Source organism: Vreelandella venusta (genome assembly GCF_015689495.1).
GTDB lineage: Bacteria > Pseudomonadota > Gammaproteobacteria > Pseudomonadales > Halomonadaceae > Vreelandella > Vreelandella venusta.
Genome location: NZ_CP065135.1, coordinates 1,563,582 through 1,583,846 on the forward strand (window position 1 = coordinate 1,563,582; position 20,265 = coordinate 1,583,846).

20 protein-coding genes and 2 riboswitches are annotated in these 20,265 nt (G+C 55.9%); of the genes, 15 read left to right on the plus strand and 5 right to left on the minus strand.

Going from position 1 to position 20,265, the window contains the following annotated elements; all coding sequences use genetic code 11:
• The first annotated feature begins 15 nt into the window (after positions 1 to 15).
• From cobT to IR195_RS07375, 12 genes are all read left to right on the plus strand, one after another.
• Positions 16 to 1,065 carry a nicotinate-nucleotide--dimethylbenzimidazole phosphoribosyltransferase gene (gene cobT / locus IR195_RS07320; protein WP_206049140.1) on the plus strand — a complete coding sequence of 350 codons (1,050 nt, stop codon included), beginning with the start codon at positions 16 to 18 and terminating at the stop codon, positions 1,063 to 1,065.
• The gene (locus IR195_RS07325; protein WP_206049141.1) at positions 1,062 to 1,775 is read left to right on the plus strand and encodes an adenosylcobinamide amidohydrolase; all 714 of its coding nucleotides are present in this window, start codon (positions 1,062 to 1,064) and stop codon (positions 1,773 to 1,775) included. Before cobT ends, IR195_RS07325 begins: the two co-directional genes overlap by 4 nt.
• Positions 1,769 to 2,782 carry an adenosylcobinamide-phosphate synthase CbiB gene (gene cbiB, locus IR195_RS07330; RefSeq protein ID WP_146943958.1) on the plus strand — a complete coding sequence of 338 codons (1,014 nt, stop codon included), beginning with the start codon at positions 1,769 to 1,771 and terminating at the stop codon, positions 2,780 to 2,782. The genes IR195_RS07325 and cbiB overlap by 7 nt, the downstream gene beginning before the upstream one ends.
• Positions 2,779 to 3,894 carry a threonine-phosphate decarboxylase CobD gene (gene cobD / locus IR195_RS07335; RefSeq protein WP_206049142.1) on the plus strand — a complete coding sequence of 372 codons (1,116 nt, stop codon included), beginning with the start codon at positions 2,779 to 2,781 and terminating at the stop codon, positions 3,892 to 3,894. The genes cbiB and cobD overlap by 4 nt, the downstream gene beginning before the upstream one ends.
• Positions 3,878 to 4,411 carry a bifunctional adenosylcobinamide kinase/adenosylcobinamide-phosphate guanylyltransferase gene (locus tag IR195_RS07340; RefSeq protein ID WP_125747107.1) on the plus strand — a complete coding sequence of 178 codons (534 nt, stop codon included), beginning with the start codon at positions 3,878 to 3,880 and terminating at the stop codon, positions 4,409 to 4,411. The genes cobD and IR195_RS07340 overlap by 17 nt, the downstream gene beginning before the upstream one ends.
• A complete protein-coding gene (gene cobS, locus IR195_RS07345; protein ID WP_206049143.1) occupies positions 4,408 to 5,184 on the plus strand; it encodes an adenosylcobinamide-GDP ribazoletransferase in 777 nt (258 codons plus the stop codon). The genes IR195_RS07340 and cobS overlap by 4 nt, the downstream gene beginning before the upstream one ends.
• Positions 5,139 to 5,774: a histidine phosphatase family protein gene (locus IR195_RS07350; protein WP_241006834.1), complete on the plus strand. Its 636-nt coding sequence runs from the start codon at positions 5,139 to 5,141 to the stop codon at positions 5,772 to 5,774. Before cobS ends, IR195_RS07350 begins: the two co-directional genes overlap by 46 nt.
• Positions 5,726 to 6,157, plus strand: coding sequence for a bifunctional adenosylcobinamide kinase/adenosylcobinamide-phosphate guanylyltransferase (locus IR195_RS07355; RefSeq protein WP_206049145.1), 432 nt, complete (start codon positions 5,726 to 5,728; stop codon positions 6,155 to 6,157). Before IR195_RS07350 ends, IR195_RS07355 begins: the two co-directional genes overlap by 49 nt.
• Positions 6,158 to 6,190: 33 nt before the next feature.
• Positions 6,191 to 6,419, plus strand: a riboswitch (cobalamin riboswitch).
• Positions 6,420 to 6,558: 139 nt separating this feature from the next.
• Complete coding sequence (locus IR195_RS07360) at positions 6,559 to 8,361, plus strand: TonB-dependent receptor domain-containing protein (RefSeq protein WP_206049146.1); 1,803 nt, start codon at positions 6,559 to 6,561, stop codon at positions 8,359 to 8,361.
• On the plus strand, positions 8,351 to 9,316 hold the full coding sequence (locus IR195_RS07365; protein WP_206049147.1) for a cobalamin-binding protein: 966 nt from the start codon (positions 8,351 to 8,353) through the stop codon (positions 9,314 to 9,316). The genes IR195_RS07360 and IR195_RS07365 overlap by 11 nt, the downstream gene beginning before the upstream one ends.
• Positions 9,317 to 10,312 carry a FecCD family ABC transporter permease gene (locus IR195_RS07370; RefSeq protein ID WP_125747119.1) on the plus strand — a complete coding sequence of 332 codons (996 nt, stop codon included), beginning with the start codon at positions 9,317 to 9,319 and terminating at the stop codon, positions 10,310 to 10,312.
• Positions 10,312 to 11,082, plus strand: a complete 771-nt coding sequence (locus IR195_RS07375) for an ABC transporter ATP-binding protein (RefSeq protein WP_206049148.1) — start codon at positions 10,312 to 10,314, stop codon at positions 11,080 to 11,082. The genes IR195_RS07370 and IR195_RS07375 overlap by 1 nt, the downstream gene beginning before the upstream one ends.
• A gap of 42 nt (positions 11,083 to 11,124) precedes the next feature.
• Here the strand turns inward: IR195_RS07375 and IR195_RS07380 are convergent, their stop codons facing one another.
• From IR195_RS07380 to IR195_RS07400, 5 genes are all read right to left on the minus strand, one after another.
• Entirely contained in the window at positions 11,125 to 12,063 is a 939-nt protein-coding gene (locus tag IR195_RS07380) for a DMT family transporter (RefSeq protein WP_206049149.1), read from the minus strand.
• 56 nt (positions 12,064 to 12,119) lie between these two features.
• Positions 12,120 to 12,944: an AraC family transcriptional regulator gene (locus IR195_RS07385; protein ID WP_206049150.1), complete on the minus strand. Its 825-nt coding sequence runs from the start codon at positions 12,942 to 12,944 to the stop codon at positions 12,120 to 12,122.
• A 131-nt stretch (positions 12,945 to 13,075) separates the two neighbouring features.
• The gene (locus IR195_RS07390; RefSeq protein ID WP_125747127.1) at positions 13,076 to 13,840 is read right to left on the minus strand and encodes an ABC transporter ATP-binding protein; all 765 of its coding nucleotides are present in this window, start codon (positions 13,838 to 13,840) and stop codon (positions 13,076 to 13,078) included.
• Positions 13,840 to 14,904: a FecCD family ABC transporter permease gene (locus tag IR195_RS07395; protein WP_206049151.1), complete on the minus strand. Its 1,065-nt coding sequence runs from the start codon at positions 14,902 to 14,904 to the stop codon at positions 13,840 to 13,842. Before IR195_RS07395 ends, IR195_RS07390 begins: the two co-directional genes overlap by 1 nt.
• A 15-nt stretch (positions 14,905 to 14,919) precedes the next feature.
• Positions 14,920 to 15,933 carry an ABC transporter substrate-binding protein gene (locus tag IR195_RS07400; protein ID WP_206049152.1) on the minus strand — a complete coding sequence of 338 codons (1,014 nt, stop codon included), beginning with the start codon at positions 15,931 to 15,933 and terminating at the stop codon, positions 14,920 to 14,922.
• Between the two features lie 65 nt (positions 15,934 to 15,998).
• Positions 15,999 to 16,190, minus strand: a riboswitch (cobalamin riboswitch).
• Between the two features lie 341 nt (positions 16,191 to 16,531).
• On the opposite strand from IR195_RS07400, the gene IR195_RS07405 reads away from it, so the two are divergent.
• Genes IR195_RS07405 through IR195_RS07415 form a run of 3 tightly spaced genes read left to right on the plus strand, consistent with a single transcriptional unit; the run spans position 16,532 to position 20,264 of the window.
• Positions 16,532 to 18,304, plus strand: coding sequence for an AAA family ATPase (locus IR195_RS07405; RefSeq protein ID WP_206049153.1), 1,773 nt, complete (start codon positions 16,532 to 16,534; stop codon positions 18,302 to 18,304).
• Positions 18,301 to 18,894 (plus strand): cob(I)yrinic acid a,c-diamide adenosyltransferase, encoded by a 594-nt coding sequence (gene cobO, locus IR195_RS07410; RefSeq protein ID WP_125747136.1) that lies wholly within the window; start codon positions 18,301 to 18,303, stop codon positions 18,892 to 18,894. Before IR195_RS07405 ends, cobO begins: the two co-directional genes overlap by 4 nt.
• Positions 18,894 to 20,264 carry a cobyrinic acid a,c-diamide synthase CobB gene (locus IR195_RS07415; protein WP_206049154.1) on the plus strand — a complete coding sequence of 457 codons (1,371 nt, stop codon included), beginning with the start codon at positions 18,894 to 18,896 and terminating at the stop codon, positions 20,262 to 20,264. The genes cobO and IR195_RS07415 overlap by 1 nt, the downstream gene beginning before the upstream one ends.
• Position 20,265 lies beyond the last annotated feature (1 nt).

The window sequence follows — 20,265 nt, forward strand, 5'->3', positions numbered from 1 at the left end:
TGCCCTGGAGCTGTTATGCATCCCATTGTTAACCAAGTCACGCCACTTGATAGCCACACTGGCGCATTGACGCTTCGCTATATTGATACGCTCACCAAGCCGCCGGGCAGCCTAGGCCAGTTAGAGGCATTGGCCGTTACGCTTAGTGAGATCACTGGTGAATGTCAGCCCAGCATCACGCCACCGGCGATCATTGTTTTTGCTGCTGATCACGGGGTTGCTGAAGAGGGCGTATCGGCCTTTCCACAAGAAGTGACTGCGCAAATGGTGGCTAACTTTGCCCATGGCGGGGCGGCGATCAACGTCTTTGCCAGACAAATTGGTGCCCAGGTTGAGGTTGTGGATGTTGGCGTTACGGCACCGCTGGCAATGCCTGGCGTGATTGATGCCAAAGTGCGCGCGGGCACCGCCAATATGGTGCTTGAAGATGCCATGAGCCATGACCAAGCGCAGGCTGCGCTACAGGTAGGTTGCGAAGCCGTTGAACGCGCTGTTCAAGCGGGGGCGAAATGCATTATTGCGGGTGAAATGGGCATTGCTAATACCACGGCAAGCAGCGCCATGCTAGCGGCGCTAACCGGTAAGCCAGTGGCTCAGCTGGTGGGCGCTGGCACCGGTATTAACAGCGCCCAGCAGGCCCATAAAGTAGCGGTGATCGAGCGGGCGCTAAAGGCACGCCAAGCCAATGTCGAAGACCCCATGGAGGTGCTAACCAAGCTCGGCGGGTTAGAGATCGCTGCCATGACAGGAGCTTATTTGGCCACGGCGGCCAACCGACTGCCGGCCATTGTGGATGGCTTTATTGCTACGGTAGCCGCCCTGACGGCCTGCCGTTTATGTCCGGCGGTACGTGGTTATTTGATTTTTGGGCATCGCTCTGAAGAGCCTGGCCATGCCACGGCTCTTGAAGCACTTGATGCGTCGCCGCTGCTAGCCTTGGGAATGCGCCTGGGAGAAGGCAGTGGCGCGGCGTTGGCGTTTCCTTTATTGCAGGCCGCCGCCGCGATGCTTAGTGAAATGGCCACCTTTGCCGATGCGGGTATTCACGATAATAGTGCCCTATGAGTGAGCAACAAACGCTTTCATTTAGTCAGCCGCTAACGTGGTCGCAAAGCGAGCACTGCTTGGTGGTGTCTGCTGCTGAGCCACTGTATACCCTGAGTAGCGCACTCGTGGGTGGCGGGTTTGGATATCGCCAACACTTCGCAAATTTTCACGTTGATAAAGATTACGATGGCCATTACCCGGAAGATGACCTGATTCGCTGGCTGGACAATCAGCGGCTACCGCTATGTGCTGTTGCGATGATGACGGCAGTGCGCCTGCGCAACGCATGTGTCGCCAGTGTGCCGCTAGTTAATACAGCCAATGGTGTACTGGCATTGGTGACAGCAGGTGTTGGCAATGCGGTAGATATTAGCGTTTCAAGCGATTCAGACCCCCGTTTAGTGCTGCGCAGCATATCCAAGGTGGGCACGATTAATACGTTCCTTTTTTTAGATGCCCATTTGACCGATGGTGCGCTGGTTAATGCTTCTCTCTCGGCAACGGAGGCGAAAGTTCAGGCGCTGAGAAAAGTGGGCGTTAAAGATCCATTCAGTGATACGCCTGCAACTGGAACATCAACCGATAGTCTGTCTATCGCTGCTACTCAACGCGGTTGTCAGACCTCTTATGCAGGCTCTGGTACGGCGCTTGGACGGGCGATTGGACAAGCAGTGTATCGAGCAACGCTGGATTCGCTGAGCAAATCGCAGCAGGTTTCACCATGCTAGGGGTAGCTACCGTTGGGTTAGTCGCGATGGCGATTGTCATTGATTTGATCGTGGGTGACCCACGCTCATTGCCGCATCCAGTCGTCATCATTGGGCGTGCCATCAGCGTACTTGAGCAGCGCTGGAACCAAGGCAGTGAAAAACGCCGTCGACTCCTGGGCTTTATACTCACCGCCACCATTGTGCTGGGCACGTATGGTCTCGCTTGGCTGAGTTTGGAGCTACTGACTTGGGTGCACCCTTGGCTTGGGCTAGCTGCCGAGCTTTGGTTGCTGGCGACAACGCTGGCCATAAAAGGCTTGGCGGAAGCGGGGCGCGCTATTGCCGTGCCGCTGGCTAACGGTGATTTAGCATCGGCACGAAAGGCGCTTGCCATGGTGGTGGGGCGTGATACCGAGCAACTGGATGAGGCGGAGATTACCCGCGGTGCGGTAGAAACCATTGCAGAAAATACCGTGGATGGCATCACCTCGCCGCTATTCTTCGCGTTTATCGGCGGTGCGCCGCTGGCGCTGGCTTATAAAGCAATCAACACGCTGGATTCCATGGTGGGCTATCAAAACGAACGCTACAGCGACTTCGGCTATGCCTCGGCGAAGCTTGATGATATCGCTAACTGGCTGCCCGCCAGGCTGACCGCGCTCTGTTTGTGGGTTGCCGGGGGGCTGATCAGTTGGCAATCATCGACGCTCTATTGGCGTCGGGCCATGTTGGCTACCTGCCGCGAAGCGCCCCGCCACCCAAGCCCTAATGCGGGTTGGCCAGAAGCCATGGTCGCGAACTTGTTAGGTGTGCAGTTGGGCGGCACCAATGTTTATCAGGGCGCGGTTTCCTATCGAGCAACCCTTGGCACTCCGCTGGAAACACTGACGTGTTCGCATATCAACGCCACCATTAAATTAATGCACGGTGCTTGGCTGCTGTTTTTCTTGTTAATGGCCGTGTTGATGAGTGTATTAACGGGCGTATTAATGGGCTTAGCAAGCGCAGGGATTTCATGGCTATGAGTCGTCAAACCAACGTTCACGAGGCGGCTGATTGGCCAAGCCATGGTGGCCAGGCCGCAGCGCTGCTGAAGCGTTTTGGGCTACCTGCCGATCATGTGGTTGATGATGTGAGCGCTAACCTTAACCCATTTGGGCCGCCCGAATGGCTGGCAGGCTGGTTCGGAACACGACTTGGTGGTCTTAGTCGCTATCCCTCGCCAGACTACGTTGCGGCCCGGCAGGCCATTGCGGCGCACAACGATGTTCAGCCAGCGCAAGTACTGCTAACCAATGGTGGGGCGGAGGCCATTTTTCTTGCCGCTGCGCTGCATGCCAGTGGGCGTGCCTTATTACTGGCTCCCAGCTTTGGTGAATATGCCAGAGCCTGCTCTGCCCACCGGATTGAAATGACCGAGCATGTATTGCGCGAGCCGCATTTCGCTTGCCAGATGGACGACCTGCTAGAGAGTGCAGCAAACGCCGACGTGGTGTTTCTGTGTCGTCCGAATAATCCGACTGGCACGCTGATAGCCATCGAGGCAGTAGAGGCACTGCTAGCGCACACGCAGGCTACTGGAACCCAAGTGGTGGTCGACGAAGCATTTATCGATCTATCAATAGGCGTCGAGGCGCTGACGCCGCTGCTTAAGCGTTACTGTCACCTAGTGTTGCTACGCTCAATGACCAAGTTTTATACCCTGCCTGGATTGCGCCTAGGCTACGTGCTGGCTGCGGAAAACCTAGTAGACACAATGAGCCGCCATCAACCGCCCTGGAGTGTGAATCATTTTGCCGCCGAACTGGTGGCGCCGCTGTTAGCGGATGGCGAGTTTGCACGGCTCACCCGGCAATGGCTGGCTAGTGAGCAGCCACGTCTGGGCAAGGCGTTGCAGGCGCTAGGGCTTGAGGTGGTGCCCAGTCACAGCTGCTTTTTCCTTGTGCGGCCTAGTGTTTTACAGCGTGAGCGCGGCGTGACCAGCGCAGACCTGTTTGAACGCATGCTTTATAAAGGACTGCTGGCGAGGCACACCCACAGCTTTAAAGGGCTTGAGGGCAGCTGGTTACGTTTGGCACTGCGTGATGAGGCGACAAATAACCGCTTGCTAAAGGTGCTGCATGATTGTCTTTGTTAGTGGGGGCGCTCGTTCAGGAAAAAGCCAAGTAGCTGAGCAGCGTGTGCTCAGTGCAGCGGGGGACGCCAGCTGCTACTACATTGCCACCGCCAATGTTTACGACGCCGAAATGGCCGACCGGGTATCGCGCCACCAGGCACGCCGGGAAGGCCAATGGGTGACGCTAGAGGCGCCCCTGGCAATTGACCAAGCGATTGCCCAAGTACCCGATCACCGCGCGGTGCTACTCGATTGTTTAACTCTCTGGGCAGGACAAGTGTTGTTTGGCGCTGGGCCAAATGAAGAATTCAGTGATGAGCAAGGCCTAGCGCTGCTGGCTCGCTGCCTGGATGATGCACAAGCACGGGGGCTGACATTAGTAATTGTATCGAACGATCTCAACGAAGAGCTGATTGCTGATCACTCCGCTACCTGGCGCTATGTTGAGTTTATCCAGTGCTTACACCGCTGGTTAGCGCGGGAAGCTGACTCAGTGCTTGAAGTCATCGCGGGGTGTGCCATGGAGTGGAAACGATGAAAAATGCGCTGTTCGGCCTAATACTCGCGCTGCAGTTTCTAACCCGAATTCCGCTTCCGATTGCCTGCCCATGGACACCAGCCACCCGTCGCTGGGCAATTCGCGCTTATCCGTTGGTAGGGTTATTAATTGGCAGCGTGCTGGCGTTAAGCGCGCTGCTATTAAGTTTCATAGCGTCACCAGCGCCAATCACTGCGTTGTTACTGCTAAGCCTATGGGTAGCGCTTTCTGGCGGTTTACACCTCGATGGTGTGATGGATCTTGCCGATGCGTTAGGCAGTAACCAACCCCTTGAGCGGCGTTGGGAAATCATGAAGGACGCCCAGATAGGCAGTTTCGGCATCCTGGCATTGCTGTTTTTGCTGGCCTGGAAGGGCGTATTGCTTTGGGCACTGGTGGCTTATCAGGCGCCGCTGTGGTGGCTGGTGGCCGTGCCTGCATTAGGCAGATTGGCTGGTGTCGCGCTGCTGATTTTAACTCCCTGTGCTCACGGCAAGGGGCTCGCATGGAGCTGGCAGCAGTCGCTAAGTGCCCGTGATGTTGGCTATGCCTTGCTACCGTTGGTGCTGCTTGGCGCGCTGTCCCCTGCATGGTTTGCCTGGGGGGTAGTCATCATCGTGTGGGTAGCAGTCGCCAGAAAGGCACTGCTGCGGCTATTTAACGGCATTAACGGCGATATGGTGGGGGCCACCATTGAAGGAGGAGAGCTTTGGTTACTGGTCTTAATGTGGAGTTGGTGGCAGTTCGCCACGGTATCACCGCTTGGAATTTAGAGCGCCGCTACCAAGGGCAGCGCGATATTCCGCTGCTATTTCCGGATGCAGAAGCTGGGCTGTTGGCACTGCGTGATGCATTGGCAGAAGAGCGTTTTGACGCTGTTTATTCAAGCGATTTAAACCGCTGCCAGCAAACCCTTGAGTGGTCGCAGGCGGCAAAGCCGGGTATGCCGCTGTATCTAGAGCCACGATTACGGGAGCTGGATTTCGGTGACTATGAAGGCAAAGTTTACGATGAACTAAAAGACTTACCCCATTATCGCGCCTGGATTGATAGCGTGGGTGAGCTGCAAATTCCCGGCGGCGAATCGTCTGGCCAACTACGTGAGCGTTTAAATGCTTGGCTTGAAGAGGTGGCTAGACACGCCCGCGAACATCATTATCAAAAAGTACTGGTCGTTACCCATGGCGGGGTAATACGCGAGTTGCGGCGTCGTTTCGAAACCATTGGCTTTTGGGAAGGCATCGTTCACCAAGCACAAGGGCGGCGTTGGCAACTGACGTATCTAAAACGTGAAGATGGCAAAGGAGAGTGGCAATGCAGCTGTTCATCGGCGGTGCCAGCGCAGGTAAGCGCGATGTTGTAACAACACGCTTTCCCAGCGCTGTTTGGTGGCAGCTTTCTCCAGGGCAGCGTTTGCACGAAGTAACCCACATTATGCAGCCTAATGTACCGCTCGTTCTGCACGGTGTGTTTGAGTGGTTAGCGGCAGTGCTGCACTCGGATATGAGCAGCGATACGTCGCGGGCTCTGTGGCGGGGAGATCTGGAAAGCTTGGCCGCTGCCGCACAAGCCCGTGGCGTGACGCTGGTGATCATCATGAACGAGTTAGGGCGAGGAATCGTTCCTATGGCGCAAGATCAGCGCCGCCTGCGCGATTTAAGCGGCTGGTTTAGCCAAGACGCCGCCGCCCAATCCGAGCAGGTCTGGCATGTACGACATGGGCTCGTGCAGGCGCTGAAACCCTAATCGGTTCAATTGACCAGCCCCTAACAAGTTGCTAGTTTACGCGCACTCTCAGGTGCTGGTGGCGATTACCGCCATCAGTTAAACGGGAAGTTGGTGAACACTAACGTGAATCCAGCGCTGCCCCCGCAACGGTGATCGAGATAAGAACGGCTAAAGATGCCACTGTGCTAATGCATGGGAAGGTGGTCGTTCGGAAAGGCAGGATGTTGTTATCTGCTTTTCGCTCGTCAGCCCGGAGACCGGCCTAAGAGGCATGGTTCTAAAGAGCCACAACATGCCGAGACGCGGAGGGCGTGCTCAGGGTGATATAGCCAGCTTAGGCTGCCGATCTCCCCATCATCCCTCTGCCCGGTCAAAAAAATACGCTGTGCGGGTGAGCACAGTGAGCAAGGGATCTCCTCATGTCTTACCGTTTTCATTCTACTGCCACGCTGGCGGCATTTGCGATGGCCGCATTGCCCATGGCCGTTCAAGCCCAATCTCACGCGCAGTCTGCTGCGAATGCATTAAACCCCGTTGTTGTTACCGCCGCACTAGCCCCGCGTACTGCTAATGACAGCCTGTCCTCGGTGACTGTACTGGATGAGGCAACGTTACGCCGTCAAGATCCGGTAAGTATTACCGACCTGTTCCGCGGCCAGCCCGGGGTGGATGTTTCCACCAACGGCAGCTTTGGTAAAAACAGCAGCGTGTTTATTCGCGGCAGCGGTAGCGGCCAAAATGTTCTGTTGATCGACGGTATTCGTCTTCGTTCTGCCACTAGTGGTGGGGCTGCTTGGCAGCATCTGGAGCCGCGTATGTTTGATCGCGCCGAAATTGTGCGTGGTCCGCGTGGTAGCCTTTATGGCGCCGACGCGATTGGCGGCGTTATTCAGTTGTTTACCCCCCAAGGCGAAGAACAAGGACCGCAACCGCGTATTTCTGTCGGTGGTGGTTCGTTTAATACCCAGCGCCTGAGCGCCGGTATTAGCGGCAAAGATGGCGGCACCCGCTATAGCTTTGCCGCTAGCCATTTCACCACAGATGGTCAACCGATTCGGCGCGATGGCGACGATAAGGGCTATGACAACACCACGGCGTTAGCGCGGGTTTCTCACACTTTTGCAAGTGGTGCAGAAGCGGGTGTGTTGGCGCTCCGTGCCCGTGGTCATAACGAATACGATGGCGGTGAAAACGACTTCGTTCAGCAGGTGGCGGGTATCTATGGCGAGCTGCCGATAACCGATAACTGGCGCAGCCGCTTAACGCTTAGCGAATCTCGTGATGAAAGCGATAACATCAATAGCTTTGGTGACTCAGTGTTTAACACCAAGGTGAGTACCGCGCGCTGGGAAAATACCTTAACAGCCGGTGCCCATGAGCTGATTGCAGGCGCTGAATACAGCGAAGACCGTGTTAAGAGCACCACGGCCTACGATGAAACTAGCCGTAGCAACGTGGCGGTATTTACCCAAGCCTTGCTCGATTTTGCTCCCTTTACTGTGCAAGCCAGCTTGCGCTTTGATGACAATGAGGCTTACGGCGAAGAAATCACCGGCAGCGTAGGCGTGGGCTATGACCTAGACGTCCACCACACCTTACGTGCCAACTACGGTACAGCCTTTAACGCACCCACTTACAATCAGCTCTACTACCCAGGCTTTGGTAATCCCGATTTGGAATCTGAAACGTCGCAAAGCATCGAGGTCGGTGTGCGCGGCCAGTATGCCCACTGGTTCTGGGATGCGGCACTCTATCAAACCGATATCGACAACTTGATTGCTGGTCAGGGGTTGCTGTTTAACGTACCCGAAACCCGTATTCGTGGAGCTGAGCTGGCTGCAGGCGTCGAACTCGACGATTGGACGCTAGCCGCTGCGCTGACCTACACCGACCCTGAAAACCGCCTGACCGGTAAACGCCTGCAAAACCGTGCCTCACAAAGTTTTCGCTTAGACGTAGACCGCGAACTTGGCGACTGGTCGGTGGGTGGCTCCTGGGTTGCTCAAAACCACCGTTACCGTGATACGCAGAACCAAGATCGCCTCAGCGGTTACGGGCAGGTTAACCTACGTGCAGGTTGGCAGTTTGCCCCGCTATGGAGTGCGCGTGTAACGTTAGAAAACGTGTTGGATCAAGACTACATTACAACGCGTTCGTTTGATGGTGCCGACTATCTTAACGCAGGCCGTGCAGGATTCTTAAGCGTTCACTATGGCCAATAAAACAGCGAATCAGACATTGTTTAAACATCGCGGGGCCACTGGCCCCGCACTGTTATTAAGCCGGCTCATACTAAGCTTATCGATGCTCAGTGGTGTGGTTTCAAACGCCGTATTGGCTGATGACCACAGCCGCTGCGAGATGGATGATCGTAGCCGTAAGGTGTGCCTATATACGCCGGCTCAACGTATTGCCACGCTCTCGCCAGGGGCAACGGAGCTGACCTATGCTGCGGGCGCTGGTGATCAGGTAGTGGCGGTGGTTAGCTACAGTGATTATCCGCCAGAGGCCAAAGAGGTTGTGTCTGTTGGCAGCCATACGCGCATTGATTTAGAAGCTTTGGTCGGGTTAGCGCCAGACCTAGTGATTGGCTGGGTAACTGGGAATCCCGCTGAACAGTTGGAAACCCTTGAAGCGTTGGGTATGCCGGTGTTCTATATTGAGCCTAGGAATTTTGAGGGCGTGGCCAGCGCAATTGAGCGTTTGGCGAGGCTGGCTGGCACTGAAAGCGACGGTCAGGCGGTCGCTGATAATTTCCGGTTGAGGATGGCAGAGCTGGCCGCTCAATATCGTAATCGGGAGCCGGTGCGTACCTTCTATCAGGTGTGGGACGAGCCGTTAATGAGTGTTAATGACGCACATCTTATCGGCCAGGTGATCGAAATCTGTGGCGGTGTAAATGTGTTTGGTGAGCAGGCGCGGCTAGTGCCACGTATCGATGATGAGGCTGTCCTGGCGGCAAACCCTGAAGCGATTGTTGCCGGAGGGATGGGGGAAGAGAATCGCCATTGGTTGACCCACTGGGAGCAGTACTCAAACTTAACGGCGGTTGCCGATGATAATCTCTTTTTTGTACCGCCTTCTTTAATTCAGCGGCCTACTCCACGCTTGATGGAAGGCAGCCAAATTCTCTGCGAGAAGCTTGATATTGCCCGACAAAGACGCGAGCGAGATTAAATGTTAGCACGATTGGGCTTCCCACTAGGTCTGTTGCTGCTGGCGGCACTGGCTTCTCTGATTATCGCCCTTGGTATTGGTAGTGCGCAGCTTTCCCCTGGGCAAGTTTGGCAAGTGGTTCTCGGTCATCTTGGTTATATCGGCCAGGACGAGGGCAATGCGCTGGCGCGTACTATGGTGCTGGAGCTGCGCTTGCCAAGAGCACTTTCGGCTTTTGCTGTCGGTGGATTGTTAGCGGTAGCGGGTGCTCTGATGCAAGTGCTGCTGCGTAATCCTCTAGCAGACCCTTATGTACTCGGACTTTCCGGAGGTGCCTCGATTGGTGCGCTTGCTGCCATGCTGGGGGGGCTGGGCGGATTGGCGATTTCAGGCTCGGCGTTTGGCGGTGCGCTAGTTTCGACGTTATTAGTTTTCGGCTTGGCCCACGGCAGCGGTAGCTGGACCCCTTCGCGGTTACTGCTAACTGGGGTAGTGGTTGCGGCAGGCTGGGGCGCGGTGATCACTTTGATGTTGGCACTGAGCCCTGCTGAGCGGTTACCGGGCATGCTGTATTGGCTAATGGGCGATCTTTCTTACGCGCGCGCACCTTGGTCGCCGCTGCTACTGTTGCTGGCTACCTGCGTGATAGTGATGCCCCTTGGACGCAGCTTAAATGTGCTGGCTCGTGGCCCTCAGCAGGCTGCTGCGCTGGGCGTTGCCGTCCGGCCACTTGAGTGGTGCATTTATATCGTCGCCAGTTTGCTAACCGCCGCGGCTGTTACTACGGCGGGTAGCATTGGCTTTGTCGGCTTGGTAGTGCCGCATATGCTGCGCCTATTGTTGGGTAATGATCAGCGGTTAATCTTACCGGCCTGTGCACTGGCTGGAGGGACTCTACTCATGCTGGCCGATACACTGGCGCGCACAATGATCGCGCCGGAACAGCTGCCGGTAGGAGTGATTACCGCACTATTAGGTGTACCGACGTTCCTCTTTCTGCTTTATCGGAGCCGCTGATGAGCCGTTTGGTTACCCAAGACCTGATCATCAACGTACCGGGAAGAGACGATGGCACGGCGCTGAATATTGCCATCGAACCAGGGCAGGTATGGGGCGTGCTCGGCCCCAACGGAGCGGGTAAAACGACGCTGCTGCACACTTTGGCAGGGCTGAACGCGCCGCGCTCCGGGCAAGTGCTGCTGGGGGAGCAGCCCCTTGAGACGCTGAGCAGACGGCAAGTTGCGCAAACGTTGGGAATTGTCTTCCAGGAGCGCTTGGATGGCTTTCCCGCGACCGTGCTGGAAACCGCACTGATTGGCCGCCACCCCTACCTATCGCTGTGGCAAATGGAGGGGGCAGACGACTACGCCCAAGCCGAGGCAGCGCTTGAACGGTTAGACGTTGCGCACCTGCGCGACCGTTTGGTGAGTACGCTTTCTGGCGGCGAGCGCCAGCGCGTGGCGATGGCCACGGTACTGACTCAGGCTCCCAATATCTGGCTGGCTGACGAACCCACCAACCACCTCGACCTACACCACCAAAGCGCAGTGATGGCGCTGATGGCCCAGCAGGCAGCCCAGGGCAGTGCGGTGATGATGTGCCTGCACGATTTAAATCTAGCCGCCCGCTGGTGTGATCACCTTTTGCTACTCTACCCCAGTGGCGAGGCTTGCTGGGGAGCGCGAGACAGCATGCTAGTGCCCAGTGCATTAGAACGCCTTTACCAGCAGCGACTGGCGGTGGTCGAGGTTGAAGGGGCACCGGTATTTGTGCCCATAAAAGAGTGATGACAAGCTTGGCTAGCTCAACAGTTAGCGCTCGCTGCTACGTTAGCGGGTATCTAACAGGGGGTCTGGTTTTTGCTGTCGCTGGTTTGGTTGACGCTGGCGGGGCATCAGAAACAGGCCTGCGCCCACCAAAACCCCGCCAATCACTTCATGCCATGCTGGGTGTTGTCCGATCAATATAAATGCAACCAGGGCGGCAAACAGGGGGCAGAGAAACAAGAAGCCGCTTGTATGTACGGAGCCGCCAATCTTTAACGCCGCAAACCAAAGCCCGATAGCCCCAGTCGATGCGGGAATTGCCAGCCACATAAACATTCCCCAGTGGTAAGCATCCGTTGGCAGGGAAAAAGGTTGTTTGCTGAATGCAGCTATCACCATAAGCAGCAGGGAGCCAATCAACATCTGCCAGAAAGTGACTATCCAAGGTGAGGGCGTCATGGCAAATTTCTTACTTAACACGGTAGAGCAGGCCCAACAGGTAGATGCCAGCATCACCAATACTTCCCCGTGCCCGATTCCGTGGTAGCCGTCAACGTCGATCCCAATACAAATAACCACTCCAATAAATGCAGAGGCTAAGCCGAATAAGGCAAACGTCGAGGAGCGCTCGCCTAAAATAAACCATGCCAAGACAACCACCAGTAAAGGGTTACTGGCCATAAGAATGGCCGCTATGGAAGGGCTAGTCGCCGTTAGTCCAATGTTGAGTAGCGACATGACACCGGCTGTTTGAAAACTACCAATTATTAGCAGTTTTACCCAAGGAAGCTCTTTAAGAGCTAGTTTATGCCTGCGCATTTGGATAAAAACAAAAGGCGACAAGGATAGTGCTGCGACCAGGAAGCGAGCAGACGCTGCCCATAAAGGCGACATCTGCTCCATAACGAGCTTAGTGCTGACAAAAGAAGACCCTTGCAGGAATGTAGACGCGATGATCAGAACGTAATAGTGGTCAGTGAGTGACGTTAGTGAACGTTTCATATTCCTCTACCGATTATTTCAAGAAGTAGAGAAACAATATCAATCTCACGCGGACTCTATTCTTCCATGCGAGACAACTTTGTTTGAGAACAGGACAGATCGTTTAAATACTCTCGGGGAGATTTACCCGTGACACGTTTGAACATCACGGTAAACGCCCCTTGTGAAGCATATCCTAGATGCTCTGCAACTTGGCTAACGCGTTGCCCGGTGCTTAACTCCGACATGGCACTGACAATGCGTACCTGCTCTCGCCATTGAATAAAAGAAATACCTGTCTCAGTGCGAAATAGTCGGGATAGTGTCCGCGTCGTTGCTCCCACCTCATTCGCCCAATCTGCCAGTGAGCGCACATCCCCCGGATTTTCCAGCAACATATCGCAGATCTTTTTCAAACGCTTATCTCTGCCCATGGGCAGTTTTAATCCACACTCGAAGGCCAGCTTCATTTCTTCTAATGCTAGCCGCAATAAGCGTTCTTCGAAGCTGTCTGGATGATAGGTGATTGAAAAAGAGGAGGCCCTGATCAGCAGTTCGCGTAAAAGTGCAGTGACGCCTATTCCTACTGGATGACTGGGCAAGTTCAAGGTGAACGATTCGACATTGACATATAAAGTCCGCAAACAAACCGGCGTGCTGGCGCTCATTTCATGTTCTACGTAAGGAGGCATCCAGACGCCCCGAAACGGAGGTAATAACCAGTATTCATCGCGGGTGCATAGTCTCATCGTACCTGTGCTGGCATAGATTAACTGTCCACGCTGATGTTGATGGGGAGGGATGTGATGGCCCGCAGGGTACTCTTTAAACATCGACACCACAGGATTTTTAGCATTTTCCCATTTAGCAAGATGCGTATTTGGTGGACGGTCAGTACTCATTTGGGCCCCAATATCTTAACCAAAAAAACGCCTCACTATATCCTGTGGTATCGCTGCCTTTTACTTGGCTTTTACTTCATGTCATTTATCCATGTCATCTACCCCAAGTCATTTATCCCTTGCCAACGTTTCTAAACTGCGTTGCGAAAACGCATGACCTGCTTGCCATCGACAGGGTCATCGATCACGTGGGCATGCACACCAAAGGTCTGCTGTAGCCTACTGGCGGTGAGCACGTCGTGGGGTGGGCCACTATCGATTAGGCGGCCGCTATCCATAACGCCGATGCGGTCGCACTCCATGGCTTGGTTAAGGTCGTGCAGGGAAATAATCACCGTAATCGGCAGCTGCCTGACCAGTTCAAGAATCGACAGCTGGTGGCGAATATCCAGATGGTTGGTGGGTTCATCCAGCAGCAGGATATTAGGCTGTTGGGCCAATGCCCGAGCAATATGCACGCGCTGGCGCTCACCGCCAGAGAGGGTATGCCACAGCCGATCGGCCATATGCGCCATATCAACATCTATCAGCGCTTTAGCCACGATGGCATCATCTTCAATTGACCAGGCGCGTAAGGCGGAAAGAAACGGCGTGCGACCCAGCGCGACCACTTGGCGAACGGTAATCCTATCGGTGGTGTCAGCCTGTTGCTCAACTAAGGCAATAGATTGAGCGATAGTGCGTTGCGTGAGGGCATGCAAAGGCTGGTTATTAATCCGCACTTGTCCTGACTTTGGTTTGTTCAAACCGGCCAACAGACGCAGCAGGGACGTTTTTCCCGAGCCGTTGGGCCCCACCAGACCAAAGGTCTGACCAGGCTCGACAGTCAGGGTGACGTCAATGACCAGTGGCGTGCCATGTACCGCCCAGGTGAGTTGTTCTGCGGATAGTTGCATTAATGCCTCTTGCCACGGACAAGAATTAGCGCAAAAGCGGGTGCGCCGATTAGCGATGTAATCACCCCGATGGGAAGCACCTGACCAGATATCAGCGTGCGCGAGAGAATATCTGAACCGATTAAAAATACCGCGCCAGCAAGCGCCGTGGTGGGTATCAAGCGCGTGTGTTGGCTGCCGACAATAAAGCGCATCGCATGGGGAATCACTAAGCCAACAAAGCCAATCGCTCCTACGATGGAAACCATCACCGCAGTGACCAGTGCCATTGCGATAATCAGCATGCCGCGCACCGGACGCACTGCAATGCCCATCGAAGCGGCGCTGTCGGCCCCGAAGGTAAACGCATCCAGGGAACGGCGGTGCCATAGGCAAACCACTAGCCCTAGCAGCGCGGCAGGCACCGCTAAGGTGGCATCAGCCCAGCGTACCCCGGAGAGATTACCCATCAGCCAAAACATAATGCCTCGCGCCTGTTCAGCACTGGCTGACTTGGTAATGATAAAAGCCGTCAGTGCATTAAATAGCTGCGAGCCAGCAATCCCGGCCAGAATAATTGCCCCTGCTGCCTGAACGCCACGCCCACCGCCGACACCGCTGTTGGCCGCATGGGCGAGCATTACTACGATGCCAAAGGCGAGCAGGGCGCCAACGAAGGCGCCCAAGGAGAGTGACAGCAGGCCCGCGCCTAACCCAACAACCGCCACCGCAACGGCACCTGTAGAGGCTCCAGCAGAAATACCCATTAAATAGGGGTCGGCTAGGGGGTTGCGCAGCAGGGCCTGCAATACTACTCCCGCCAATGCCAAGCTGGTGCCGCAACAAGCGGCAACGACGGCGCGACTGAGGCGGTAGTTCCAGATAATACCCTCGTCGATTCGGTCAACCGGGTAATCGCTGCCAAGTAGCTGGTTGGCAAGTACTTTGAGAATCGTATCAATGGGAATTGATGTCTCGCCGATGGCGGTGCCCGCGATGAGTGCGGCCACCAGCACAAGAGGCGTTACCCAAAGCCAGCGCAGCCCGAAGCGTCTAGCGGTCGGCCGTGTTAGCGCTATGCTCATGTGTTAAAAGCCATCTCAGTTGAAAGACATCGTCGACAGCGCTTCGGCGAGTGACTCAAGGCCGTAAATGCTGCGCATGGTGGCACTCATCGCATGGGCGTCCATCTCAACGATGCGGTTATTTCGAACCGCCGTCATTTCGCGGGTAACCGGGTCGTTGTGCAGAAACTCACGCTTTGCTTCGATGTCGTCAGCAGGAAAACGGCGACGATCCATGGCGGCGATAACAATCACATCGGGGTCAGCCTGGGCGATGCTTTCCCAGCCAATGGTGGGCCACTCTTCATCGGACTCAATGACATTACGAATGCCTAGTTTGTCCATCATATAGCCCGGTGCGCCCAGTTGACCGGCAACGAAAGGGCTGACTCCCAGGTCCGTTGATGAAAACCAAAAGACTGCCGACAGGTCCTCTGGCAAATCAAGGCTGCTTGCCAGGTTGATAGCGTGTTCTTCACGAGCGTTTAGGTCTGTCACCAGGGCATCACCAGCGTCTTGAACATCGTAAATTTCGGCTAGCTCGGTGATCCCTTTATAGATCGATTGCGTCGAGAAAGCGGCGGTGCGGGTGCCATCGCCACCGGTAGAGTTATCCTTAGTATCGCAATCGGCGGGCATGATGTAGGTGGCGATACCTAGTTCATGAAACTGGTCTCGACTGGCCACACTCCCGGTAGGCCCCACGTGCCACTCGTATTGCACCGCAACTAAGTCAGGGCGCTTGTTGACTACGGCTTCGAAGCTGGGGTCGTCGTTGGCGATCCGCTCGATCTGTTCATTGACCTCAGTAAATTGCGGCAATACCGGATTAAACCAGACTGAGGTGCCAACTACGCTGTCAGCAAGCCCTAGTGAGTAAAGAATCTCTGTGGCTGATTGACCCACCGTTACCGTTTGCTCGGGGGCCGACTCTACACTTATCTCTACGCCGCAGTTGGTGAGTGTGAGAGGGTAATCGGTAGCGGCGTAAGCCGCTTGGCCAAGGCTTACAACACTGGCGGCTACCGCCGTGGTCAATCTCAACATCATGTACACTCCCGTGCATGATGAGCGATGCGTCCAGCCAGAAAAAATCTGGCCGAACCATCTCGCTCGATTAATTAACATGGTCGGCAGGTCTCCTGACTGACGGGTCATGGCTAGCTCGCCTTCCCAGACAATACGTCCAGTGGCTCATTGAGCATCGCTAACCGCCTACAGTTGCGGGGGCAGTTCCGTTTCGCGGCTAAGCCGCAGCGGATTCTCTATTAAGTTCCGTGAGGAACACCGACGGCGGTTATTCTAGGTGGCGGGTAGAGGTAGAACAACAAAAAGCCCGATCTTTCGGCTAAGTTTGACACTAAAGCCTTTTTTTTCATTACGATAAGACAAACCAAAGCCTCTGTGGCTGTGCATTCTTAAATGTCATTTCAATTTGGCCTAGTGTCGACATTAGGCCTGTCTTACCGTGTAAAAATAGGCCCTGTCTTCCAGGAGGGACTGGGCGCTAAGCTGGCTTCGCAGCCGCGCCTTCCTCTATACTGCGAGACTTTATTTCATCGCTTCCTTATGAATGGTTTTATCATTACTTACCAAATCATCATGAATAAAGTTCAAGCTTCGGGCATGCTCTGCATGGGAGGTTCGCTTGAGTGACTTTCCCTTTGTGGGGGTTGTCGGCCAGGAAGCGCTGAAAACCGCCTTGCTGCTGAATGCGATTAATCCGCGCATTGGCGGTGTCTTGATCAGCGGTCCTCGGGGCAGTGCGAAATCCACTTTGGCGCGAGCGCTGGCGGCGGTTTTGCCTAACGACACCAATGGCAAAAAGCCACCCTTTGTCACCTTACCCCTCGGTGCCAGTGAAGACCGGCTAGTGGGAAGTCTAGATTTGCAAAAGGTGCTAGCCGAGCAGCAAGCCACTTTTCATCAAGGGCTCCTCGCCAAAGCCGACGGCGGGGTGATGTATGTCGATGAAGTTAATCTGCTGCCGGATACCTTGGTTGACCTGCTGCTCGACGTGGCCGCCAGCGGGGTTAATATCGTTGAGCGTGATGGTATCAGTCACTCACACTCGGCGCGTTTTAGTTTGATTGGCACCATGAACCCTGATGAGGGCGAGCTGCGCCCGCAGCTGCTCGACCGTTTTGGCTTCTGTATTGAACAGGCTGATCGCGTCAGTGTTAAACAGCGCATTGCGATTGTTCAGCAGCGCGAAGCCTTTGACCGCGACCCAGAGGCATACATACAACAGTTTGCGATAGAGCAGGCAGCGCTGACTCAGCAGCTTGACCATGCCCAGCAGGCACTAGCGTCGGTGACTAGTGAAGGCTGGGTGTACGAGACCATTGCGGCACGCTGCGAAGCCGCCGGCGTTGAAGGGCTGCGGGCAGACGTTACCTGGCATCGAGCCGCCCAGGCTCATGCCGCCTGGCGTGGCGTGGCGAGCGTTGAACAGCAAGATATCGACACCGTTGAGCCCTGGGTGCTGGCACATCGGCGAACCCAGCCGCCAGAGCAACTTCCGCCGTCCTCCCCGCCTAATCAAACGCCTTCGAATGGGGAGGGCGGTTCGTCGTCAGCTAATAACGCGCCCACCGCCGGGCCATCCCATCACAATGGTGAGCAGGGCCAATGGGGCGCTATGCCGCCTGTAGCACAGGCGTCCATTCACCAGTCAGCGGTTAACCTACCCGAAAGCGATAGCTTTTCCCCACGTGCGCAACGCGCCGATACAGCGGCTAGCACAGGTAAGGGAGGTGTCTCCGGTCGCGGGCGCTCTCAGGCGGAAACTCCGCGGCTAGACGGGTTCGCGACGCTAATCGCTAATCGTGGCCAATGGCCTTGGCAGCAATTGAAAATGCGCAAGTCTCGCGCAGGGCAGGCGATAGCGCACCTGGTGCTACTAGATACCTCTGGCTCCACCTTGGGGCAGCGCCTGTTAGGCCAAGCCAAAGGGCTGGTGGAGTCGCTGGTCGCCCAAGCTTATGCTGCGCGGGAGCAAGTCGCGGTGCTAGGGTTTGGTAATGGTGGCGTGGTGTCGCTAATGTCACGTCGCCGTGCTCCCAAAAACGCCCGGGGCACGCTTGATCATGCCAAGGGCGGCGGTGGCACGCCGCTGCGGGAAGCGATTATTGAAGCCAAACGGCTAATTCAACAGTGGCAGCGCCGCGAGCCTGGCTTACAGGTACGTACTTATTTGATTACCGATGGCCGCACGCGGGAATCGGTTGACGATCTCGCTCCGCTAGGTGATTGCCTGCTGATCGATACCGAGCAATCGAGAGTTAAGCGCGGCCAGGGCGTACGCATCGCCCAGCAATTGGGCGCCCGTTATTGGCCCGCCTCGTTTGGTAAACCATCTTTGGCACAATCTGTTTTCGCACATTCTGTTTTTGCACATCAACCTGGGGAAAGCCCATGAGTGACGCTAGCCATTTAAACCGCATGCAGCGCAAAAAAGACGTGGTCGATGAGCGTATTAGCCGCGCCACCGAAGAACGTGGCGTGCTGATTCTGCTTAAAGGCAACGGCAAGGGTAAAAGCAGCTCGGCCTTTGGCACTATGGCGCGCTCACTGGGGCACGGTCAGCAGTGCGCGGTCATTCAGTTTATTAAAGGCCGCCGCGAAACCGGCGAATACCTGTTCTTTCGTGATCATCCCAAGCTTGATTGGCACATCATGGGCCATGGCTTTACCTGGGAAACCCAGAACCGCGAGCGGGATATCGAAGCTGCCCAAGCCGCCTGGGCGGTCGCCAAAGGGCTGCTGGAGAACCCTGCCTATCATATGATCGTGCTGGATGAGATGAGCTACATGTTCAAGTACGGCTATCTCGACCCCGAACCAGTAGTGGAAGCACTCAAACGCCGTCCGGCGCACCAGAACGTGATTATCACCGGGCGCACTATGGCCACGCCGCTGCAGGAAATCGCCGATACCATCAGCGTTGTTCAGGATGAGCGCCACGCGTTTCGCGGCGGCGTCAAAGCCCAGGCGGGGATCGAGTATTAATGAGTACGCCAACCGCTCGCTGCCCCGCGCTGTTTATCGCTGCCCCGGCTTCTGGCCAGGGTAAAACTACCGTCACGGCGGGCTTGGCGCGGCTGCTGCGTAATCAGGGCAAGGTGGTGCGGGTGTTTAAAACCGGCCCTGATTATTTGGACCCGCAGATATTGGCTCAGGCGTCAGGTCAACCGGTAGATCAGTTAGATTTATGGATGGCAGGCGAAGCCTACTGCCGCCAGCGTTTCTATGACGCCGCCTGTGAAGCGGATTTGATTCTGGTCGAAGGAGCCATGGGGCTGTTTGACGGCGAGCCTTCTAGTGCTGACTTGGCGGCTTTGTTCGCCATTCCCATGGCAATTGTCATGGATGTAAAAGGTATGGCGCAGACCGCCGCCGCGCTGGTATCAGGGCTTGCCAGCTTTCGGGATGATATCCATATCGCTGGATTAGTCGCCAACGCCTGCGGCTCGCAGCGCCATCGTGAGCTAATCGAATCAGCGCTGCCAGCGACGATTCCCCTGCTGGCCGCTGTGCCACGAGACCCTGATTTAGCGCTCCCCGAGCGCCATCTTGGGCTGGTGCAAGCTGCGGAGATTCGCGAGGATTTAGAGGCACGTTTTGAAGCGGGTGCCCGAGCGCTGGAAGCGGCTGGGCTGCTGGAAGCACTTGCAGCACTGCCAGCGGTAACTTTTGCCGCTCCGCAAGAGCCGCTTGCGGCCGTGAAGCCGGTACTTAAAGGTCGCACCATTGGCGTAGCTCGTGATGCCGCCTTTAGCTTTATCTACCAGGCCAATCTGGATCTGCTGGAGCAGATGGGCGCAACGCTGCGCTTCTTCTCGCCGCTGACGGATCGCCGCTTGCCGGAATGCGATGCGCTGTGGCTGCCGGGAGGCTACCCGGAACTTCATGCCCAGCAACTGGCCGGTAACAGCGCCATGCGTTCGGCCATTGAGGCTTTCTATCGCGCCGGCAAGCCCATTCTGGCTGAGTGCGGCGGCCTGCTGTACTGCCTGGAAACCCTGACCGACTACGACGATATCCTCCATCCCATGCTCGGCTTGCTGCCAGGGCAGGGGGCGATGCGCGGTCGGCGTGGCTGCCAGGGGATGCAAACCGCAGAGCTGCCGGAAGGCCCGGTTCGCGGCCATGCGCACCACCGCTCTATGGCAGAAGGTACCCCTGAGCCGATTGCTCATGGCCGTCGCCAGCGCCACCCCGCGCCGGGAGAAGCGATTTACCGTCAACGGCGCTTAACGGCGACCTACTTACATCTGTTTTTCCCCAACAATCCTGACGCTGTGGCGAGGCTTTTTTCCGCCAGCCCGGCGCACTGCGAACTGCAGCACAGCGAGGCATTTATCCATGCAACCCAGTAAT